At 62.3% G+C, this 16,961-nt stretch carries 15 protein-coding genes; 3 read left to right on the forward strand and 12 right to left on the reverse strand.

What is annotated here, in order from left to right:
- Positions 1-16 precede the first annotated feature (16 nt).
- Together phoU and NKH89_RS08540 are read right to left on the reverse strand one after the other, a co-directional pair.
- Positions 17-742: a phosphate signaling complex protein PhoU gene (gene phoU, locus NKH89_RS08535; protein ID WP_023719498.1), complete on the reverse strand. Its 726-nt coding sequence runs from the start codon at positions 740-742 to the stop codon at positions 17-19.
- Between the two features lie 113 nt (positions 743-855).
- A complete protein-coding gene (locus tag NKH89_RS08540; RefSeq protein WP_352908596.1) occupies positions 856-2,121 on the reverse strand; it encodes a sensor histidine kinase in 1,266 nt (421 codons plus the stop codon).
- 109 nt (positions 2,122-2,230) lie between these two features.
- Between NKH89_RS08540 and ppk2 the strand changes: the two genes are divergently transcribed.
- The gene (gene ppk2 / locus NKH89_RS08545) at positions 2,231-3,133 is read left to right on the forward strand and encodes a polyphosphate kinase 2 (RefSeq protein ID WP_023719500.1); all 903 of its coding nucleotides are present in this window, start codon (positions 2,231-2,233) and stop codon (positions 3,131-3,133) included.
- Positions 3,134-3,157: 24 nt separating this feature from the next.
- Here the strand turns inward: ppk2 and NKH89_RS08550 are convergent, their stop codons facing one another.
- The 3 genes from NKH89_RS08550 to NKH89_RS08560 all read right to left on the reverse strand — a co-directional run bounded on the left by NKH89_RS08550 (position 3,158) and on the right by NKH89_RS08560 (position 5,389).
- Entirely contained in the window at positions 3,158-3,907 is a 750-nt protein-coding gene (locus NKH89_RS08550; RefSeq protein ID WP_023719501.1) for an enoyl-CoA hydratase-related protein, read from the reverse strand.
- Positions 3,908-3,921: 14 nt separating this feature from the next.
- Positions 3,922-4,560 carry an acyl-homoserine-lactone synthase gene (locus tag NKH89_RS08555; RefSeq protein ID WP_023719502.1) on the reverse strand — a complete coding sequence of 213 codons (639 nt, stop codon included), beginning with the start codon at positions 4,558-4,560 and terminating at the stop codon, positions 3,922-3,924.
- A 97-nt stretch (positions 4,561-4,657) separates the two neighbouring features.
- Positions 4,658-5,389: a helix-turn-helix transcriptional regulator gene (locus NKH89_RS08560; protein WP_352482485.1), complete on the reverse strand. Its 732-nt coding sequence runs from the start codon at positions 5,387-5,389 to the stop codon at positions 4,658-4,660.
- Between the two features lie 271 nt (positions 5,390-5,660).
- Between NKH89_RS08560 and NKH89_RS08565 the strand changes: the two genes are divergently transcribed.
- Positions 5,661-6,512 (forward strand): ABC transporter substrate-binding protein, encoded by an 852-nt coding sequence (locus tag NKH89_RS08565; RefSeq protein WP_352908597.1) that lies wholly within the window; start codon positions 5,661-5,663, stop codon positions 6,510-6,512.
- A 14-nt stretch (positions 6,513-6,526) separates the two neighbouring features.
- On the opposite strand, the gene NKH89_RS08570 is transcribed toward NKH89_RS08565, so the two are convergent.
- The gene (locus NKH89_RS08570) at positions 6,527-6,937 is read right to left on the reverse strand and encodes a tellurite resistance TerB family protein (RefSeq protein WP_023719505.1); all 411 of its coding nucleotides are present in this window, start codon (positions 6,935-6,937) and stop codon (positions 6,527-6,529) included.
- A 247-nt stretch (positions 6,938-7,184) separates the two neighbouring features.
- On the opposite strand from NKH89_RS08570, the gene NKH89_RS08575 reads away from it, so the two are divergent.
- The gene (locus tag NKH89_RS08575; RefSeq protein WP_352482488.1) at positions 7,185-8,840 is read left to right on the forward strand and encodes a lysine--tRNA ligase; all 1,656 of its coding nucleotides are present in this window, start codon (positions 7,185-7,187) and stop codon (positions 8,838-8,840) included.
- On the opposite strand, the gene NKH89_RS08580 is transcribed toward NKH89_RS08575, so the two are convergent.
- The 6 genes from NKH89_RS08580 to NKH89_RS08605 all read right to left on the reverse strand — a co-directional run bounded on the left by NKH89_RS08580 (position 8,803) and on the right by NKH89_RS08605 (position 16,929).
- Complete coding sequence (locus NKH89_RS08580; protein WP_352908598.1) at positions 8,803-9,639, reverse strand: thermonuclease family protein; 837 nt, start codon at positions 9,637-9,639, stop codon at positions 8,803-8,805. The genes NKH89_RS08575 and NKH89_RS08580 overlap by 38 nt on opposite strands.
- An 11-nt stretch (positions 9,640-9,650) precedes the next feature.
- Positions 9,651-10,295 (reverse strand): S24 family peptidase, encoded by a 645-nt coding sequence (locus NKH89_RS08585; protein ID WP_023719508.1) that lies wholly within the window; start codon positions 10,293-10,295, stop codon positions 9,651-9,653.
- An 81-nt stretch (positions 10,296-10,376) separates the two neighbouring features.
- Entirely contained in the window at positions 10,377-12,596 is a 2,220-nt protein-coding gene (locus NKH89_RS08590) for a 3-hydroxyacyl-CoA dehydrogenase NAD-binding domain-containing protein (protein ID WP_352856694.1), read from the reverse strand.
- 12 nt (positions 12,597-12,608) lie between these two features.
- On the reverse strand, positions 12,609-13,817 hold the full coding sequence (locus NKH89_RS08595; protein ID WP_352547915.1) for an acetyl-CoA C-acetyltransferase: 1,209 nt from the start codon (positions 13,815-13,817) through the stop codon (positions 12,609-12,611).
- 31 nt (positions 13,818-13,848) lie between these two features.
- Positions 13,849-15,018: an acyl-CoA dehydrogenase family protein gene (locus NKH89_RS08600; protein WP_023719511.1), complete on the reverse strand. Its 1,170-nt coding sequence runs from the start codon at positions 15,016-15,018 to the stop codon at positions 13,849-13,851.
- A 114-nt stretch (positions 15,019-15,132) separates the two neighbouring features.
- Complete coding sequence (locus NKH89_RS08605; protein WP_352482491.1) at positions 15,133-16,929, reverse strand: acyl-CoA dehydrogenase; 1,797 nt, start codon at positions 16,927-16,929, stop codon at positions 15,133-15,135.
- Positions 16,930-16,961 lie beyond the last annotated feature (32 nt).

The raw sequence follows: 16,961 nt of genomic DNA on the forward strand, positions 1-16,961 counted from the left end.
GTTTTGTTTCGAGAACTCACTTCGCAGGCAGCGTTGCGGGAAGAATTATCTTATCCGTCTTGTCGCCCTTCGGGCGATCGGCCGGCATCTGATCGCCGGTGACGATATAGTAGATCGTCTCGGCGATGTTGGTGGCGTGGTCGCCGATGCGCTCGATGTTCTTGGCGCAAAACAGGAGATGCGTGCAGGGCGTGATGTTGCGTGGGTCTTCCATCATGTAGGTCAACAACTCGCGAAACAGCGAGGTGTACATGGCATCGATCTGGTCGTCGCGGTCGCGCACGAAACCGATTTTCTCCACCGACCGCGACGCGTAGACGTCGAGCACTTCCTTGAGCTGGGTCAGTGCCAGATTGGCCAAAGCCTCGAGGCCGCGGAACAGGCTGTTCGGCTGGCGCCCGTCGGCGACGGCAACCACCCGCTTGGCGATGTTCTTGCCGAGGTCGCCCACCCGTTCGAGGTCCGCCGAGATGCGGATCGCGCCGACGATCTCGCGCAGATCCGTCGCCATCGGCTGGCGCTTGGCGATGATGATGATCGCCTTGTCGTCGATCTCACGCTGCCCCTCATCCAGAACCAGGTCGTCTCGAATGACTTTCTGGGCGAGCCCCGGATTCGCATTGACCAGCGCCGCTACTGCCTGCTCGACCATGCGCTCGGCATGCCCGCCCATCGCCGCGATGCGCTTCGACAGATATTTCAGCTCCTCGTCATAGGCGCTGACGATGTGCACGGACTGCATGGACGAATGCCTTCCCGGATCTTCTGGTTGAGTCGTTCGCTCGAATCCCCGCTGATACGCTAGCCGGATGACAGAAAAAAGAAACGGCCCATCATGTGGTAGATAGTACGGCGTCAGCGAGCCGGCAAATGGACCGTGAACGCCGCGCCCTTGCCGACCTCCGACCTGATGGAGAGTCTGGCGTTGTGGCGGGTTAGGATATGCTTGACGATGGACAGGCCAAGGCCGGTGCCCTTTTGGGTCCGGCTGTTCTCGACATCGACGCGGTAGAAGCGCTCGGTGATGCGCGGGATATGTTCTTCGGGGATGCCGGGGCCGAAATCCCTGATGGTGACGTCGATGCCCGGCTCGGGATCGCTGTCGCCGCGCGTGATCGACACCACGACGCGTCCACCGGACTGACCGTATTTGCAGGCGTTTTCTAGCAGGTTTTCAAAAACCTGGAAAAGCTCGTCGCGATCGCCGGGCACGTCGAGCGGCCCTTGCGCGAAATCCCGCTCGATGACGACGCCGCTTTCCTTGGCCAGCGGCCCAAGCGAATCGATGACGCTGTCGATGGCCTGGCGCAGATCGACCTCGGTTCCCGGCTGGAGATAGGGCTTCATCTCCAGGCGTGACAGCGACAGAAGGTCGTCGATGAGGCGCGCCATGCGGCTGGTCTGGTTCTGCATGATCTGCAGGAACTGCTCGCGTGCCGCGGGGTCGTTGCGGGCCGGCCCGCGCAGCGTCTCGATGAAGCCAGCGATCGAGGCGAGAGGCGTGCGCAACTCGTGGCTGGCATTGGCAATGAAGTCGGCGCGCATTCTGTCGATCCGGCGCGCCTCGCTCTGGTCCTTGAACACCAGCACGTAGAGATCCGTGGCGTGGCCGACAGAAGACGCGCTCACCCGATAAGCTCGTTCGACCGGCAGCTTCTCGATGTAGTCGACGCTGTCCGAAGCGACGTTGCCCGACAAGATATTATCCAGCAAGGCCTGCATTTCCGGCGCGCGGAATTTCAGCGACAGCGATACGCCGGGGGCAATCCCACCAAAGGCTGCAAAGGCGGCGGCGTTGGCATGGACGATGGCGGCGGAGCGATCGAAAATGACCAGCGGATCGGCAACCGCCGCCGCGAGATATTCGCCGGAAAGCCGTTGCAGGCCGCTCGCCTCGATGGCCGCGGCATTTTCGGTCGATTGATGCGCGACGCCGGCCGGCAGCATCGCAGCGGCAACCAGCACGGCGCCTGCCAGCAGCACCACATAGCCGGATATGCCGGCAAAACCATAGACCATCAGAACTGCAACGAAGCCGGCCGCCAGCAGCCAGCGGCTGTTCCACAGCCGCATGGCGACGGCTTGCGCCCTGCCTTTCCGCTCTGTGCCGATGTCGGCCATTTGCGCTCCGTCGCCTGCGCTCCGTCTGCGGCCACCTCAAGAACTTCCTGCTGGACCGGCATGGAGGCTCCCAATAGCATGAGTCCGGAAGCTGGAAAGGTTCGTCTCGATGAAAAACGCCAAGGAAGGCCCCGCAACAGGTTCGTCGGGGCCGTTGAAGATCATGATCGACGGCAAGGAGCGGGAGTTCGACATCGAGGCCCCCACTCTTCCGGACTGGGTCGAGGACCGCAAGCTGACCGCCGGCGGCTATCCCTACGACAAGAAGATGAAGAGCGAGGGGTATGACGAGAGGCTCGAGCAGCTGCAGATCGAGCTGGTCAAGGCGCAGGCGTGGCTACAGTCGACGGGCAAGCGGGTGATGTCGCTGTTCGAGGGACGCGACGCCGCCGGCAAGGGCGGCACGATCTTCGTTTTGCGCCAGTATCTGAACCCTCGGACGGCGCGCAACGTGGCGCTGACCAAGCCAACAGCCACTGAGCTTGGACAATGGTACTTCCAGCGCTACGTCGACCACTTCCCGACGTCGGGCGAATTCGTCACCTTTGACCGCTCCTGGTACAACCGCGCCGGCGTTGAACCGGTGATGGGATTCTGCACGCCCGCGCAGCACGAGCAATTTCTGGACGAGGTTCCGCATTTCGAGCGGATGATCCGCAACGAGGGCATCTATTTCTTCAAATTCTGGCTGAACATCGGCAGGGAAACGCAGCTTGAGCGATTCCATGACCGTCGCTGGAGCCCGCTGAAGAGCTGGAAGTTTTCGCCGATCGACATCGCCGGCATCACCAAATGGGACGACTACACCAAGGCGCGCGACCTGATGGTCGAACGCACGCACAAGGAGTTCGCGCCCTGGATCATTGTGCGGGCGAACGACAAACGGCGCGCACGGCTGGCGGTCATGCAGCGCATTCTCCTGTCACTTCCCTATGACGGCCGTGACCTCGACGTCATCGGCAAGGAGGACAAGAAGATCATCGGCGAAGGGCCGACTTTCCTCGAAAAATAAGCTCACCTCATCGATTCACGGCTCTCATGCCGCCATCCGGGCAATCCGCTGCAGCCGCTTCAGCGTGGTGTCGTCCTGCAGCGCCTGCTGGAAAAGCGAGATCTCCTGATCGATGCGGTCGCAGAGCGCGCCGGTGTCCCCCCTAAGCAGGTCGCGCGTCTGCAGCAGTGCCGCGACTGGCTTCTTGGCGAGCTGCCTGGCTCTGGCCAACGTGGCTTCCTCGACACTGACGTCCGTCACGATCTCGCCGACAAGGCCGAGCTGCCTGGCATCTTCGGCGGCGAGCGTGTCGCCGAGGCAGAAGAAGCGGAACGCACCGGCATAGCCGAGCTTCTGCGGCGCCAGGATGCTGGTCGCCGCGTCCGGCACCAGGCCGAAATCGACGAACGGCACCCGGAACGTGCTCTTGCTCGAGGCGATCACCATGTCGCAGTGGAACAGGATGGTGCAGCCGACGCCGACGGCGTCGCCGTCGACACAGGCAAGCACCGGTTTCGGGAACGTCGCCAGCGTGCGGAACATATCGGTGACGGCGGCGATCAATCGCCGATGTTTGGTGGCATCGAGAAATTCGGAGAAATCAGCACCGAGGCAAAAGCACCCGGCCAGGCCGCGCAGGACCACGACGCGGACGTCGTCATCGACAGCGGCTTCATGGAATGTCCTGGCCAGGCTTTCGTAGGCCCGCCTGTCCAGCACCGGGCGGCCGTCACCCGACGATACGGTGACGATCAGCGTGTGATTGCGGAATTCTGTTTTTGAGTGAACGTTCATGGCCCTCTCCAATCTTACGAGGCGCGTCTCTGTCCGAGCATGTCCGGGTACCCTCTGGCCAGCACCGGCGCAAAGTGATTGCGGCGCGATCGCACCACGTCGAGCGTGTGCTCGTTGAAGGTGAGCAGTGTGGCAACGACCTGCTGGTTGCCATAGGTCCGCTGATAGCCGAGCGGCGTTGCCAGGAAATGCAGTTGCAGCGCGCGAAGCACCCACATCGGCTCGAATTCGATGATCACTTGGTTGACGTTGCGCTTCAGACCCCACTCGACGAAGCCGGCGATCAGTTCGGTGCCCACCGTCGACACGCCGCGCCGGCCGTCGCGGAATCCCGGCGCAACCGCATAGCGGGTCAGTTCATAGACATTCGGCCCCGACGGTGGGGTTCCCTCATAAAGGTCCGCCAGCACATCGGTTAGAAGATGTGCCCGGGTCGTCGGCAACATACGCTGGTAACCGGCGAGCTCGCCATTGCGGATGACGATCTGGTGCACTGCCTCGTCGTGGTCGAATTGATCGATCTCGAGGCCATCGGGGCGCTGCAGATCGGTCCATCCCATCTCCTCGACGAAAATCTTGTAACGCAACCGATGAACTGCCTCCCAAAGGCCTGGGCGTTCCATCAATTCCTGGGTGGTGAGGGAAAAAAGCATTTGCCGTCTCCTAGGTTCAATAGGAAAATACGGCCGTGCTCCCCCGAGAAAATTGCGCGATCACGTAGGCAAGAATTTCTAGGCCGGCGCGGCCGACCTAGTTAATATAGCCGCGCCTTATCGCTTCCGCGACGGCTTGGACCCGGTTGACGGCACCGAGTTTGCTTTTGGCGTTAAGAAGGTGTTTCTCTGACGTGTGTTCCGAAATGCCGAGAATTTGGGAAATCTCCCATTCGGACTTGCCAACGGCGGCCCATTGCAGGCATTCGCGCTCACGCGGCGTCAATTCGACATGGTCGATGGTTTTGCCCGCCATGGTGTGGAGCTGCATGGCGCGGCCAATCGCATAAGTCGAAACCAACGAGACCAACCCGAACTCGGCGCCCGACAATTCGACAGCCTCGCCGCCCAGCGACACCATGACGATCTGGCCATCGAGCGTGATCAGCGGGAAGGCCAACCCGTCGCGCAGCTTGAATTCACCGGCGTCGCCCATCACCTCGCCGCCGCTCTTGCCGATGCGGATGCCCTGAGACGCTTCCCGCCACTGGAACGGCGCCTGAAGCTGCTTCATGTGGCTGACGACGGGATCGTGATCGACGTAGTTGCGTGCGACGTAGCGCTCAAGCCATTCAGCCGGCCAGTCGCAAAGCAGCACATGGTTCTTTTGCTGATTTTTCGGCGTTCCAGGTTGCGGAACCGTCCCGGCCATCAGCGCCGTCAGCCCGAACCCGCTTGTTACCCCCAGCAGCTTTTCGCAGACGGCGGCCGCTGTGCCGGCGTGCTGCAACTGATCTATCAACTCCAGGGTACGATCGAAATGACCCATCGCAACATCTACCCCATGTTGCCTTCCGCGCTTGAGACCAATGGCAGTGATCAACCCGCACTACGCCATCAACCCCGGACTGCAAAGCTGCTCCCTCTGTACGCCCCACCGCTCCTCTTGAGCCGGCATCATACAGTCACTTGCAAACTCACTAAACAATATCCCTAAATTGCCATGATGAAACCAAAAACCGTTGTGCCTGAGTTATTTTCGTACAAGAACCTGTGTTATTTCGTACGAAAGCCGGGGCAAGACTGGACGGAGTCGTCGCGTGGCGTTTCGGTGCATATCCATTTCATTGATCTCGATGCTGATCGGAGTGCAATCGCTTGCGGGTGCTGCGCGCGCTGCGGGGCCGCAGGTGCCGGTGTTTTGGGACGCCAAGGTGCGGCTGCCAAAGCCGGACCTTTCGATGCTGCCGCGGCTGCGATTCCTGACCACCACCGATTTCCCGCCCTTCAACTTTCTCGACGGGGCAGGCCGACTGTCCGGCTTCCATGTGGACCTGGCGCGCGCCATCTGCGCCGAGCTCGGCATTGCCGAAAAATGCCAGATCCAGGCGCTGCCCTGGGCCGAGCTCGAAGGCGCGCTGCGGAAAGGCGAAGGCGAAGCGATCATTGCCGGAATCGCCGCCACGCCGGAATCGCGGTCGAAATACGCGTTTTCACGCTCCTACCTGCAATTTCCGGCACGCTTCGTCGTGCCGAAGACACAGGCGCTGACGGAACCAATGTTCGACAAGCTGCGCAGCAAGCGTGTCGGCGTGATCGCCGGCTCCGGGCATGAGCGGATGCTGCGCGATTATTTCGGCGACGTCCAAATCGTCCCCTTCGCAAAGCCGGAGGAGCTTTATGGCGAGCTGAAAGCCGGCAAGATCGACGCCGCCTTCGGCGATGGCATGCGTTTTGCGTTCTGGCTCGGCGGTTCGGATGCGGCGGGCTGCTGCCGCTTTGCCGGCGGCCCCTATCTGGCGCCCGAATATCTCGGCTCGGGCATGGCGATCGCCACCAGGGCCGACGATCCGGCCCTGGCCGCCGCTTTCGACTATGCGCTGCAGGAAATTTCGGTGAAAGGCACGTTCGCCGAGTTCTATCTGCGCTATTTTCCGGTCAGCTTTTTCTGAGCTTGGCTGCTGGCTCAGGTCAGCGTGCGAAGGCGGGCCTTGGCGGCTCGCGCGATGGCGGCGACCGTCAGCGCATCGAGGTCGAGTTCCCGGCGGACGAGCTGCAGCACGCGCACCTCCTCCAGTCGCATTTCGAGATCGACGGCCGCGACCTCGAAGGCAGCGGCATAGGCGGTGTCACGCAGGCGGTCGGGCAGCGCCTCGGCGACGCGCGCCAGGACGCCCTCCAGCCCGTCCTTTTCTTGCAGCATTTTCTGGCAGGCCTGGGCGACCTCGACCAGCCGCTCCTGATTGAAATCCTCAAACACCGGCCAGGATCGAACGACGTCGCCGATCCGCGCCAGTTCGACATCGGTCATGTCGCGGTCTGACGCCGAGGTGATGACCATCAGGTAGATCATGGCTTCGTGTGGCGACAATGGCATTTACAACTCCTTGAGACGGGTCCCGAAGTTAGGAACGAGGGACCGGCGCCGCAAGGAAAAAGAGCCGCGATCGTTGACGCTCCGGTCAGGCCCTGAAGCCTGATCCATACCGATTAAATGGGACGGGGCTCATATCTTCTTGCCTGATCACGGTCCTGCCCGGAAACCGGGTTCCACTTTTCGGGATCATAGTCTAGAGCATGCGGCTGCCGGCACGGATGCCGGCAAAGCTGCAGGAAATAGCATCATGGCCGGACAACAGCCGATCGATCTCAGCCCGGAAGTCCTCACCGCGGCCGCCGAAAGCAAGGCGTGGCCGTTCGAGGAAGCGAAAAAGATCGTCGCCCGCTACGCGAGCAGCGGCTACCCGGAAACGGTGCTGTTCGAGACCGGCTACGGCCCGTCGGGGCTGCCGCATATCGGCACTTTCGGCGAGGTGGCGCGCACATCTATGGTGTGCCACGCCTTCCGCGTGCTGACCGAAGACAAGGTCAAGACGCGGCTGCTGTGCTTCTCCGATGACATGGACGGATTGCGCAAGGTGCCGGACAATGTGCCTAACAAGGACATGCTGCGCGCGTATCTCGGCAAGCCGCTGACCAGGATACCGGACCCTTTCTCCAATGAGTATCCGTCCTTCGGCGCCGCCAATAACGCACGGTTGCGCGCCTTCCTCGACCGTTTCGGCTTCGATTACGAATTCGCTTCCTCGACCGACTATTATACTTCCGGCCGCTTCGACGCGACGCTGCTCAAGATGCTCGAGCGCTTCGATAAGGTGATGGCAATTATGCTGCCGTCGCTGCGTGAAGAGCGGGCGCAGAGCTATTCGCCCTTCCTGCCGATCCATCCCAAGACCGGCATCGTCATGCAAGTCGCGATCGATGAGCGCAAGCTCGACGCCGGCACCATCGTGTGGCGCGACCCGGACACCGGCGAGCGCTTCGAGACGCCGGTGACCGGCGGTCATGCCAAGCTGCAATGGAAGCCAGACTGGGCGATGCGCTGGGCAGCACTCGGCGTCGATTACGAGATGTCCGGCAAGGATCTGATCGATTCCGTCAAGCTCGCCGGGCAGATTTGCCGTGCGCTCGATGCTCCAGCGCCGGAGGGCTTCAATTATGAGCTGTTCCTCGACGAGCACGGCCAGAAGATCTCGAAGTCGAAGGGCAATGGGCTAACCATCGACGAGTGGCTGACTTATGCGCCGACCGAGAGCCTTAGCCTTTATATGTTCCAGCGCCCGCGAACCGCGAAGAAGCTTTATTTCGACGTCATCCCGAAGGCGGTAGACGAATATTACACGTTCCTCTCTGCTTATCAGAAGCAGGATTGGAAAGAACGGCTGGGCAATCCGGTCTGGCACATGCATGACGGCAATCCGCCTATCATCGACCTGCCGGTGTCGTTCGCGCTGCTGCTCAACCTGGTCAGCGCCTCGAATGCGCAGAACAGGGACGTGCTGTGGGGCTTCATTTCGCGCCACGCACCGGGTGTGACGCCGGCAACTCACCCCGAACTCGACCGGCTGACCGAATATGCGATCCGCTATTTCGACGATTTCGTGAAGCCGGCTAAGGTGTACCGTGCCGCCGACGCGGTCGAGCGCGAGGCGCTGACCAAACTTTCGGAAGCGCTCGCCGCGCTGCCCGCTGACGCCGCCGGCGAGGCGATCCAGAACGCCGCCCTCAATGTCGCGCGCAAGATCGAGCGCTACCAGGATCGTTCCAAGCAGAGCCCTGAGGGTGGACCCGGCGTCTCCGTCGCCTTCTTCCAGATGATTTATCAGGTGCTGATAGGTCAGGAACGCGGGCCGCGCTTCGGTTCCTTCGCCGCACTCTACGGCATTGCCGAAACGCGTGAGCTCATTCGACGGGCGCTTGCTGGTCAGCTGGCGGCTTGAGGACGCTGTCCTGCTCCTCCAGGATCGAGCCCGGCGCCACAGGCGCGGATCGCGACGCAGCCGGGAGCGGCGGCAGGCCTGAGACGCTCGGCGCCGGCCCGAAGACGCCCTTTTTCGCTGCACGCGCCTTCTCGCCGGCTTCTATGTAAGCGCCGCCCTTGGCGGCGCGCGCCCAGCCGTTTTCGACCAACCATTGGCCGATATCCTGATTGCCGATCCGGCACTCGGCGTCGATCAGGTCACGGCCGCCTTCGGGCGGCACGGCACAGACCACCGCACGACCGCGCAGAAAAGCGCGGAAGGCAGTTCGCGCCCGGATGCCGCAACTCCAAGACTTGCCGCCGTCGGTGCAAGTCTCGTCCTGCTTGACGATGTCGATGCCGGAAACCGCAATCGAATAGCCCTTTGCCTCGATGACCCCGGCGGCCGGCGCGACCGGCTGGAACAGTTTCGTGCCTTTCCAGTCGTCAGGCATTTTCGTTTTTGGCGGCCTGGGCAGTCCGGCCAATGCCAGATCGCTCAACGGTGCGCGCGGCTCAATCCGTTCAAGCTCGTCGGAACCGAGCTGCGGCGGCACCACGATTTCCGGATCGATTGCCCTTGAATGCGTAGCCTGCTTGGCCGCCTCTGGTTTCGAGATGGCCGACGTAGCCGGCGCGGCGGGCTGGGGTTCAGCGCTGACCTGAATTTGCTCGCCAGGGCCGCCGCTTTGGTTCTGGACGGCGCGGCCGCCAGCGACAATTGCCGTGGCCATCGCCGGAATCGCCAGAACGGCCAAGGCAAGGTGAGGCAGACGCACCGGCCCCGCGCCTACTGGCTTGCCCAGACAATCCGCGCCACCCATTCGACATCACGCATGGGGATGTCGCGGTCCGGATGATCGGGATTGAGGGAGACCAGCGCGATCGACTTCGGTGTCTGGCGGTCGAGCACCTTGGCCATCACCTCGCCGGCATTGGTCTTGACGACGACGCGATCGCCCTTTCGTATGATAGCCCCCGGCTCGACGATCAGGACATCGCCATTGCGGTAAAGCGGCAGCATGGAATCGCCCTGGACCTTCAACGCATAGGAGGTTTCGGTTGCCCGTGCCGGCAGCTCGATCAGGTCCCATCCCTGCCCCGCCGGAAACCCGGCGTCGTCGAAGAAGCCACCGGCGCCCGCCTGGGCGAAGCCGAGCAGCGGCACCGACGATTTCTGCACGGGCAGTGCGCCGGAATTACCCCGGCCTTCGACCAGCCCCGCAAATTCATCCAGCGAGGCGCCGGTCGCCTCGATGATCTTGGCCAGCGATTCGGTCGACGGCCAGCGCGGCCGCCCATCCGAGGACAGCCGCTTCGATTTGTTGAAGGCCGTCGAGTCGAGGCCAGCGCGCCTGGCCAGCCCGGAGGCCGAAAGCGAATAACGCTCGGCGAGAGCGTCGATGGCGGCCCAAACGCGGTCATGCGAGAGCACCTTGCTCTCCTTCGAAACAGGAAAAAATACCTTCCCTGTTCTACCTCTTGGCCGCCATCTTGTCCACCGCCGAAGACGGCGTCACGCTGCCTCCTTGGCCTCGTTCCTGTCATAGGGATCGAAACGCTCATAGAAGGTCTCGCCCTTCTCGGCCATGTCGAGCAGCAGCTTCGGCGCCCTGAACTCGGCGCCGTATTTCTTCTGCAGGCGCTTGGCGATCTTGACGAATTTCTTCGCGCCGATGCCGTCGATGTAGGACAGTGCACCGCCTGTGTAGGGCGCGAAGCCGAAGGCCAGGATCGAGCCGACATCGGCCTCGCGTGGATCGGTAACGATGCCCTCCTCCATCACCCGTGCCGCCTCAAGCGCGATGGTGACCAGCAGCCGCTGCTTCAGCTCCTCATAATCGACCCTCTCCGGCGCCAGTTGCGGGTAGAGGTCCCTGAGGCCTGGCCACAGCTTCTTCTTGGCAGGTTTTGCCGGATAGTCGTAGAAGCCCTTGCTGTTCTTGCGACCCAAGCGACCGTGTGTGTCGACCATCGTGCTGATCAGCGCCATCTGCTTCGGGTCGACCGCCTTGTCGCCGAGATCGCGCATCGTCTGCTTCATGATCTTCTGGGCAAGGTCGATCGCGGTCTCGTCGGTCAACGCCAGAGGACCGACCGGCATGCCGGCGGCTTTCGCCGCATTCTCGATCATCGGCGCCGGAACACCTTCGATCAGCATCTTGTAGGCTTCCGACATGTAGCGCAGTACGCAGCGATTGACATAGAAACCGCGCGTATCGTTGACGACAATCGGGGTTTTCTTGATGGCGCGGACAAAGTCGATCGCGGTGGCCAGCGCTTTGTCGCCGGTCTTCTTGCCGAGGATGATCTCGACCAGCATCATCTTGTCGACCGGCGAGAAGAAGTGGATGCCGATGAAATTCTTTGGCCGCGCCGAATTCCTGGCCAGCGATGTAATCGGTATGGTGGACGTATTCGAGGCGAAGGTCGCCGAAGGCTTGAGCACAGCCTCGGCCTGTTCGGTGGCGCCCTTCTTTACGGCCGAATCCTCGAATACCGCCTCGACGACAAGATCGCAGCCGGCGAGATCGGCGTAATCGGCCGTCGGCGTGATCAGCGTCAGCAACTGGTCCTTGTCCTGTGGCTTGGCACGGCCCTTCTTCACCTGATCCGAGATAAGGTTGTCGGAATGCGCCTTGCCCTTGGCGGCAGACTCCATGTCACGGTCGAGCAGCACCACCGGAATGCCGGCCTTAGCCGTCACATAGGCAATGCCGGCGCCCATGAAGCCGGCGCCGAGCACGCCGATCTTCTTGAACCTCATTTCCGGCACACCGGCCGGGCGGCGCGCGCCCTTGTTCAGTTCCTGGAGCGACACGAACAACGAGCGGATCATCGCTGCCGCTTCCCTGGTCTGCATGATCTCGGTGAAATAGCGCTGCTCGATCCGCAAGGCGGTGTCGAACGGCACCAGCAAGCCCTCGTAAACGCATTTCAGGATGGCGGCAGCGGCGGGATAGTTGCCATAGGTCTCGCGGCGCAGGATGGCGATGGCCGGCGGCCACAGATTGGCACCGGCCACCGAATAGATCGGAGCGCCGGGCAGCTTGAAGCCTTTTTCGTCCCAGGGCGCCACCGGTTTCAAGCCGTTCCTGATCATCGCCTTGGCGGTTTCGACCAGCTTGTCCGGCTCGGCAATCTCATGGATCAGGCCCATCGACTTGGCCTTCTGCGGCGACAGCGTCTGGCCGGAGGTCAGCATTTGCAGCGCCTGCTGCTGGTCGGTCAGCCGCGGCACGCGCTGGGTTCCGCCGGCGCCGGGGAAAATGCCGATCTTCACTTCGGGAAGTGCCATCCTCACTTTGTCGGAATCGGCCGCGACACGGCCATGGCAGGCGAGCGACAATTCGAACGCGCCGCCCATGCAGGTGCCGTTGATCGCCGACACCCACGGCTTACCCGAGGTTTCCAGCTTACGGAACAGGCCGTTCATATAGCCCGCATTGTCGAACAGCGCCTTGGTCGCCTTCTCTGGGTCCTTTGCCTTGTCGGCGGCGAAGGTCGCCAGCATCTTCTGCAGCATGGTGATGTCGGCGCCGCCCGAGAACGTATCCTTGCCGGAGGTAATGACCGCCGCCTTGATCGCTGCATCGGTCGCCACCTTGTCGACGATGACGTTCAGCTCGAGCATCACCTCTTGGGTGAAGACGTTCATCGAACGGTCCGGCATGTCCCAGGTGACCAAAGCAATGCCGTCGGCGTCGGTGTCGAGGGTGAAATTGGTATAGCTCATCATCTCTCTCCGTCAGACGCGTTCGATGATCGTTGCGGTGCCCATGCCGGCGCCGATGCAAAGCGTCACCAGCGCGGTGTTCAGGTCGCGGCGTTCCAATTCGTCCAGCACCGTACCGAAGATCATCGCACCGGTGGCGCCCAGCGGATGGCCCATGGCGATGGCGCCGCCATTGACGTTGATCCGGTCATGAGGAATGTCGAAAGCCTGCATGTAGCGCAGCACCACCGAAGCGAAGGCCTCGTTAAGCTCGAACAGGTCGATGTCCGACAGCTTCATCTTCGCCCGCCTCAACAGCTTTTCGGTGACGTCGACCGGACCGGTCAGCATCAGCACCGGTTCGGAGCCGATGTTGGCAAAGGCGCGGATACGCGCGCGCGGCTTGAGGTCGAGCGTCTTTCCCGCCTTTTTCGAGCCGAGCAGCACGGCCGCCGCGCCATCGACGATGCCGGACGAATTTCCGGCATGGTGGACGTGGTTGACCTCTTCCACCTCGGGATGCTTCTGCACCGCGACGGCGTCGAAGCCGCCCATTTCGCCGGGCATGACGAAGGACGGGTTGAGCGCGGCCAGCGACTGCATGTCGGTCGAAGGCCGCATGTGCTCGTCGTGATCGAGAATGGTCAGGCCGTTCTGGTCCTTGACCGAGATCACCGAATTCTTGAAGCGGCCCTCGCCCCACGCCTTGGCGGCACGCTTCTGGCTTTCGACCGCGTAGGCATCGACGTCGTCGCGCGAAAACCCGTATTTGGTGGCGATCAGGTCGGCCGATATGCCTTGCGGCACGAACCAGCCGGGCAGGCCGACCGAAGGATCCATGAACCAGGCGCCGCCGGAGGCGCCCATGCCGACCCGCGACATCGATTCGACGCCACCGGCAATCACGATCTCGTCGGCGCCTTGCGCGATCTTGGCGGCGCCGAAATTGATGGCGTCGAGGCCCGAGGCGCAGAAGCGCGATATCTGCATGCCAGGCGCCTTGGTGTCGTAGCCGGCCTCGAAAGCAGCGGCACGTGGAATGACTGCACCCGCCTCGCCAACCGGATCGACACAGCCGAAGATGATGTCGTCGACGGTGCCGGTGTCCAGCCCGTTGCGGTCGCGGATCGCCTCGAGCACCTTGGCGCCGAGCCGCACCGCCGGCACTTCGTGCAGCGAGCCATCCTTCTTGCCCCTGCCGCGCGGCGTGCGCACGGCATCATAGACGTAAGCTTCGGCCATTTTCCTGCTCCTTGGCTTTGCTGAAAGTCGCTCAGAGAGAGCGCCCGATCAGCAATTTCATGATCTCGTTGGTTCCGCCGTAGATGCGCTGGACGCGGGCGTCGCGGAACATGCGCGCAATCGGATATTCATTCATGTAGCCATAGCCGCCATGCAATTGAAGGCATTCGTCGACGACTTTTCCCTGCAGGTCTGACAGCCAGTATTTGGCCATCGAGGCCGTCACCGGGTCGAGGCCGCCGTTAATGTGGCGGGCAACGCAGTCATTGTAGAAGACGCGCCCAATGGTCGCCTCGGTCTTCAATTCGGCCAGCTTGAACTGGGTGTTCTGGAATTCGATGATGGCCTTGCCGAAGGCCTTGCGCTCCTTGACGTAGTCGATGGTAAGAGCCAGCGCCCGCTCGACCATGGCGATAGCAGTGGTGCCGATCTGCAGCCGCTCCTGCGGCAATTGCTGCATCAGCTGGACGAAGCCCTGGCCTTCCTCGTTGCCAAGCAGGTTCGAGGTCGGCACACGCACGTCGTTGAAGAACAGTTCCGACGTGTCGTTGGCCTTGAGGCCGATCTTGTCGAGGTTGCGGCCGCGCTCGAAGCCCTCCACCTCGTCGGTCTCGACGACGATCAGCGAGATGCCCTTGGCACCCTTCTGCGGATCGGTCTTGGTGACGACGATGATGAAGTTAGCGAGCTGGCCGTTGGTGATAAAGGTCTTCGAGCCGTTGAGCTTGTACTGGTTGCCGTCCTTTTCGGCGCGCGTCTTGACGCCCTGCAGGTCGGAGCCCGCACCCGGCTCGGTCATGGCGATGGCGCCGATCAGTTCGCCGGTCGCCAGCCTCGGCAGCCATTTCTTCTTCTGCTCGTCCGAGCCGTAATGGAGGATGTAGGGGGCGACGATCGAATTGTGCAGGCCAATGCCGAACCCGTCGACGCCGACATGGGCGATCGCCTCGATGATGGCGCTCTCATGCGCGAAGCTGCCGCCCGAGCCGCCATATTCCTCCGGCATCGAGGCGCAGAGCAGGCCGGCCGCACCCGCCTTCAGCCAGCTTTCGCGGTCGACCATCTCGTTCTTCTCGAACTCGTCGTAACGCGGCGCGATCTCTTCCGACATGAAGCGGTGCGCCATGTCATAAAGCATGCCGACCTCGTCCGCCGCCCAGGCGGGTTTTGGAAGGCCAAGGATTTCGGCGGGACTGGTCATGTTTATTCTCTGATCCTCCTTCCAAGCACGCCGCCAGAATTGAGGCTGGCGCGCTGCCGTGGCGCCCTCTCCCGGCCGCTTCGCGGCCACCCTCCTCGCGAGGAAGAGGGGAGCCTAGAACGCTTCGGCCGGCAGCGCCATCAATGTGTCGGCGCCGCTGGAGATGCGGGCAAGGTGCGCCGCCGTCTCCGGCATGATCCGCTCCACGAAGAAGCGCGCCGTCACCAGCTTGTTGTCGTAGAAAGACGAAGCGCCGTCGGCGCCATTCGCCAATTTCGCTGCGGCCACCCTGGCCATCTGCGCCCACATATAGCCCAGCGCCACCAGGCCGAAGAGATGCATGTAGTCGGTCGAGGCGGCACCGGCATTGTCGGGCTTGGCCATGCCGTTCTGCATCAGCCACATCGTCGCCGCCTGCAGATCGTTGAGGCTCTTCTTCAGCGCCTTGGTGAAGGGCGCCATCTTCTCGTCGGTGCGGTTCTCCTCGCAGAACTCGCCGACTTCCCTAAAGAACGCCTGCACCGCGCGACCGCCATTCAAGGCCAGCTTGCGGCCGACGAGGTCGAGTGCCTGGATGCCGTTGGCACCCTCATAGATCATGGCGATGCGGGCATCGCGGACGAACTGGCTCATGCCGTGCTCTTCTATATAGCCGTGGCCTCCGAACACCTGCTGCGCCATTACCGCATGATCGAAACCCTTGTCGGTGAGCACGCCCTTGACCACCGGCGTCATCAGCCCGGTGTAGTCGTCGGCGGCCTGGCGGTCCTTGTCGTCACCGGAGCGGTGAGCGATGTCGGACTTGATCGCCGTCCACAGCGCCAGCGCCCGACCGGCCTCGTTGAAAGCTTTCATGGTCATCAGGCTGCGGCGGATGTCCGGATGGACGATGATCGGATCGGCCTTCCTGTCCGGTTCTTTCGGCCCCGACAGCGAGCGGCCCTGCAGGCGATCCTTGGCGTAGGAAACCGCATTCTGGTAGGCAACTTCCGACAGCGAGAGCCCCTGCAGGCCGACGCCAAGCCGCGCCTCATTCATCATGGTGAACATGGCTTTCAGCCCGCCATTGGCCTCGCCGAGCAGTGTGCCTTCAGCGTCGTCGTAATTCATGACGCAGGTCGAATTGCCATGGATACCCATCTTCTCCTCGATCGAGCCACAGGAGACGGTGTTCTTCTCGCCCGGATTGCCTGATGCATCGAGCTTGAGCTTCGGCACGATGAACAGCGAGATGCCCTTCACGCCATCCGGCGCGCCCTCGATACGGGCCAGCACGAGGTGGACGATGTTTCCCGACATGTCATGCTCGCCGGCCGAGATGAATATCTTCTGGCCGGAGATCCTATAGGTGCCGTCGCCATTTGGAACGGCCTTGGTGCGCAGCAAGCCGAGATCGGTTCCGCAGTGCGGCTCGGTCAGGTTCATGGTGCCGGTCCAGGCGCCCTCGACCAGCTTCGGCAACCATGTCGCCTTCTGCTCTTTGGTGCCATGGGTGATGATCGCAGCGATCGCACCTTGCGTCAGTCCGGCATACATCATCAGCGACATATTGGCCGACACCATATATTCGGCAACCGCAGTATGCACTGCATAGGGCAAGCCTTGCCCGCCAAACTCGACAGGTGCGGCGAGCCCCATCCAGCCACCTTCGCGATACTGGTCGAAGGCTTCCTTGAAGCCTTTTGGCGTCGTCACCGACCCGTCGACATGGCGCACACAACCTTCCACGTCGCCGACACGGTTGAGCGGCTGCATGACGTTTTCGGCGAGCTTCGCGCCCTCGGCAAGGATGGCCTCGAGCACATCCGGCGTCGCGTCGGAAAATCCGGGAAGATTGGAATAGCGCTGATAGCCCAGCACCTCGTTCAGCACGAACAGCGTGTCCCGGATCGGCGCTCTGTAGATCGGCATGCGTTTCCTCCACCATGCGGTCTTGGCCCCGA

Source organism: Mesorhizobium sp. M0923, assembly GCF_040319365.1.
Classification (GTDB): domain Bacteria; phylum Pseudomonadota; class Alphaproteobacteria; order Rhizobiales; family Rhizobiaceae; genus Mesorhizobium.

Bases quoted from the DNA above. Each gene is read 5' to 3' on its own strand.
- phoU (WP_023719498.1), bottom strand. From the start codon at position 742: ATGCAGTCCGTGCACATCGTCAGCGCCTATGACGAGGAGCTGAAATAT.
- NKH89_RS08540 (WP_352908596.1), bottom strand. From the start codon at position 2,121: ATGGCCGACATCGGCACAGAGCGGAAAGGCAGGGCGCAAGCCGTCGCC.
- ppk2 (WP_023719500.1), top strand. From the start codon at position 2,231: ATGAAAAACGCCAAGGAAGGCCCCGCAACAGGTTCGTCGGGGCCGTTG.
- NKH89_RS08550 (WP_023719501.1), bottom strand. From the start codon at position 3,907: ATGAACGTTCACTCAAAAACAGAATTCCGCAATCACACGCTGATCGTC.
- NKH89_RS08555 (WP_023719502.1), bottom strand. From the start codon at position 4,560: ATGCTTTTTTCCCTCACCACCCAGGAATTGATGGAACGCCCAGGCCTT.
- NKH89_RS08560 (WP_352482485.1), bottom strand. From the start codon at position 5,389: ATGGGTCATTTCGATCGTACCCTGGAGTTGATAGATCAGTTGCAGCAC.
- NKH89_RS08570 (WP_023719505.1), bottom strand. From the start codon at position 6,937: ATGCCATTGTCGCCACACGAAGCCATGATCTACCTGATGGTCATCACC.
- NKH89_RS08575 (WP_352482488.1), top strand. From the start codon at position 7,185: ATGGCCGGACAACAGCCGATCGATCTCAGCCCGGAAGTCCTCACCGCG.
- NKH89_RS08590 (WP_352856694.1), bottom strand. From the start codon at position 12,596: ATGAGCTATACCAATTTCACCCTCGACACCGACGCCGACGGCATTGCT.
- NKH89_RS08595 (WP_352547915.1), bottom strand. From the start codon at position 13,817: ATGGCCGAAGCTTACGTCTATGATGCCGTGCGCACGCCGCGCGGCAGG.
- NKH89_RS08600 (WP_023719511.1), bottom strand. From the start codon at position 15,018: ATGACCAGTCCCGCCGAAATCCTTGGCCTTCCAAAACCCGCCTGGGCG.
- NKH89_RS08605 (WP_352482491.1), bottom strand. From the start codon at position 16,929: ATGCCGATCTACAGAGCGCCGATCCGGGACACGCTGTTCGTGCTGAAC.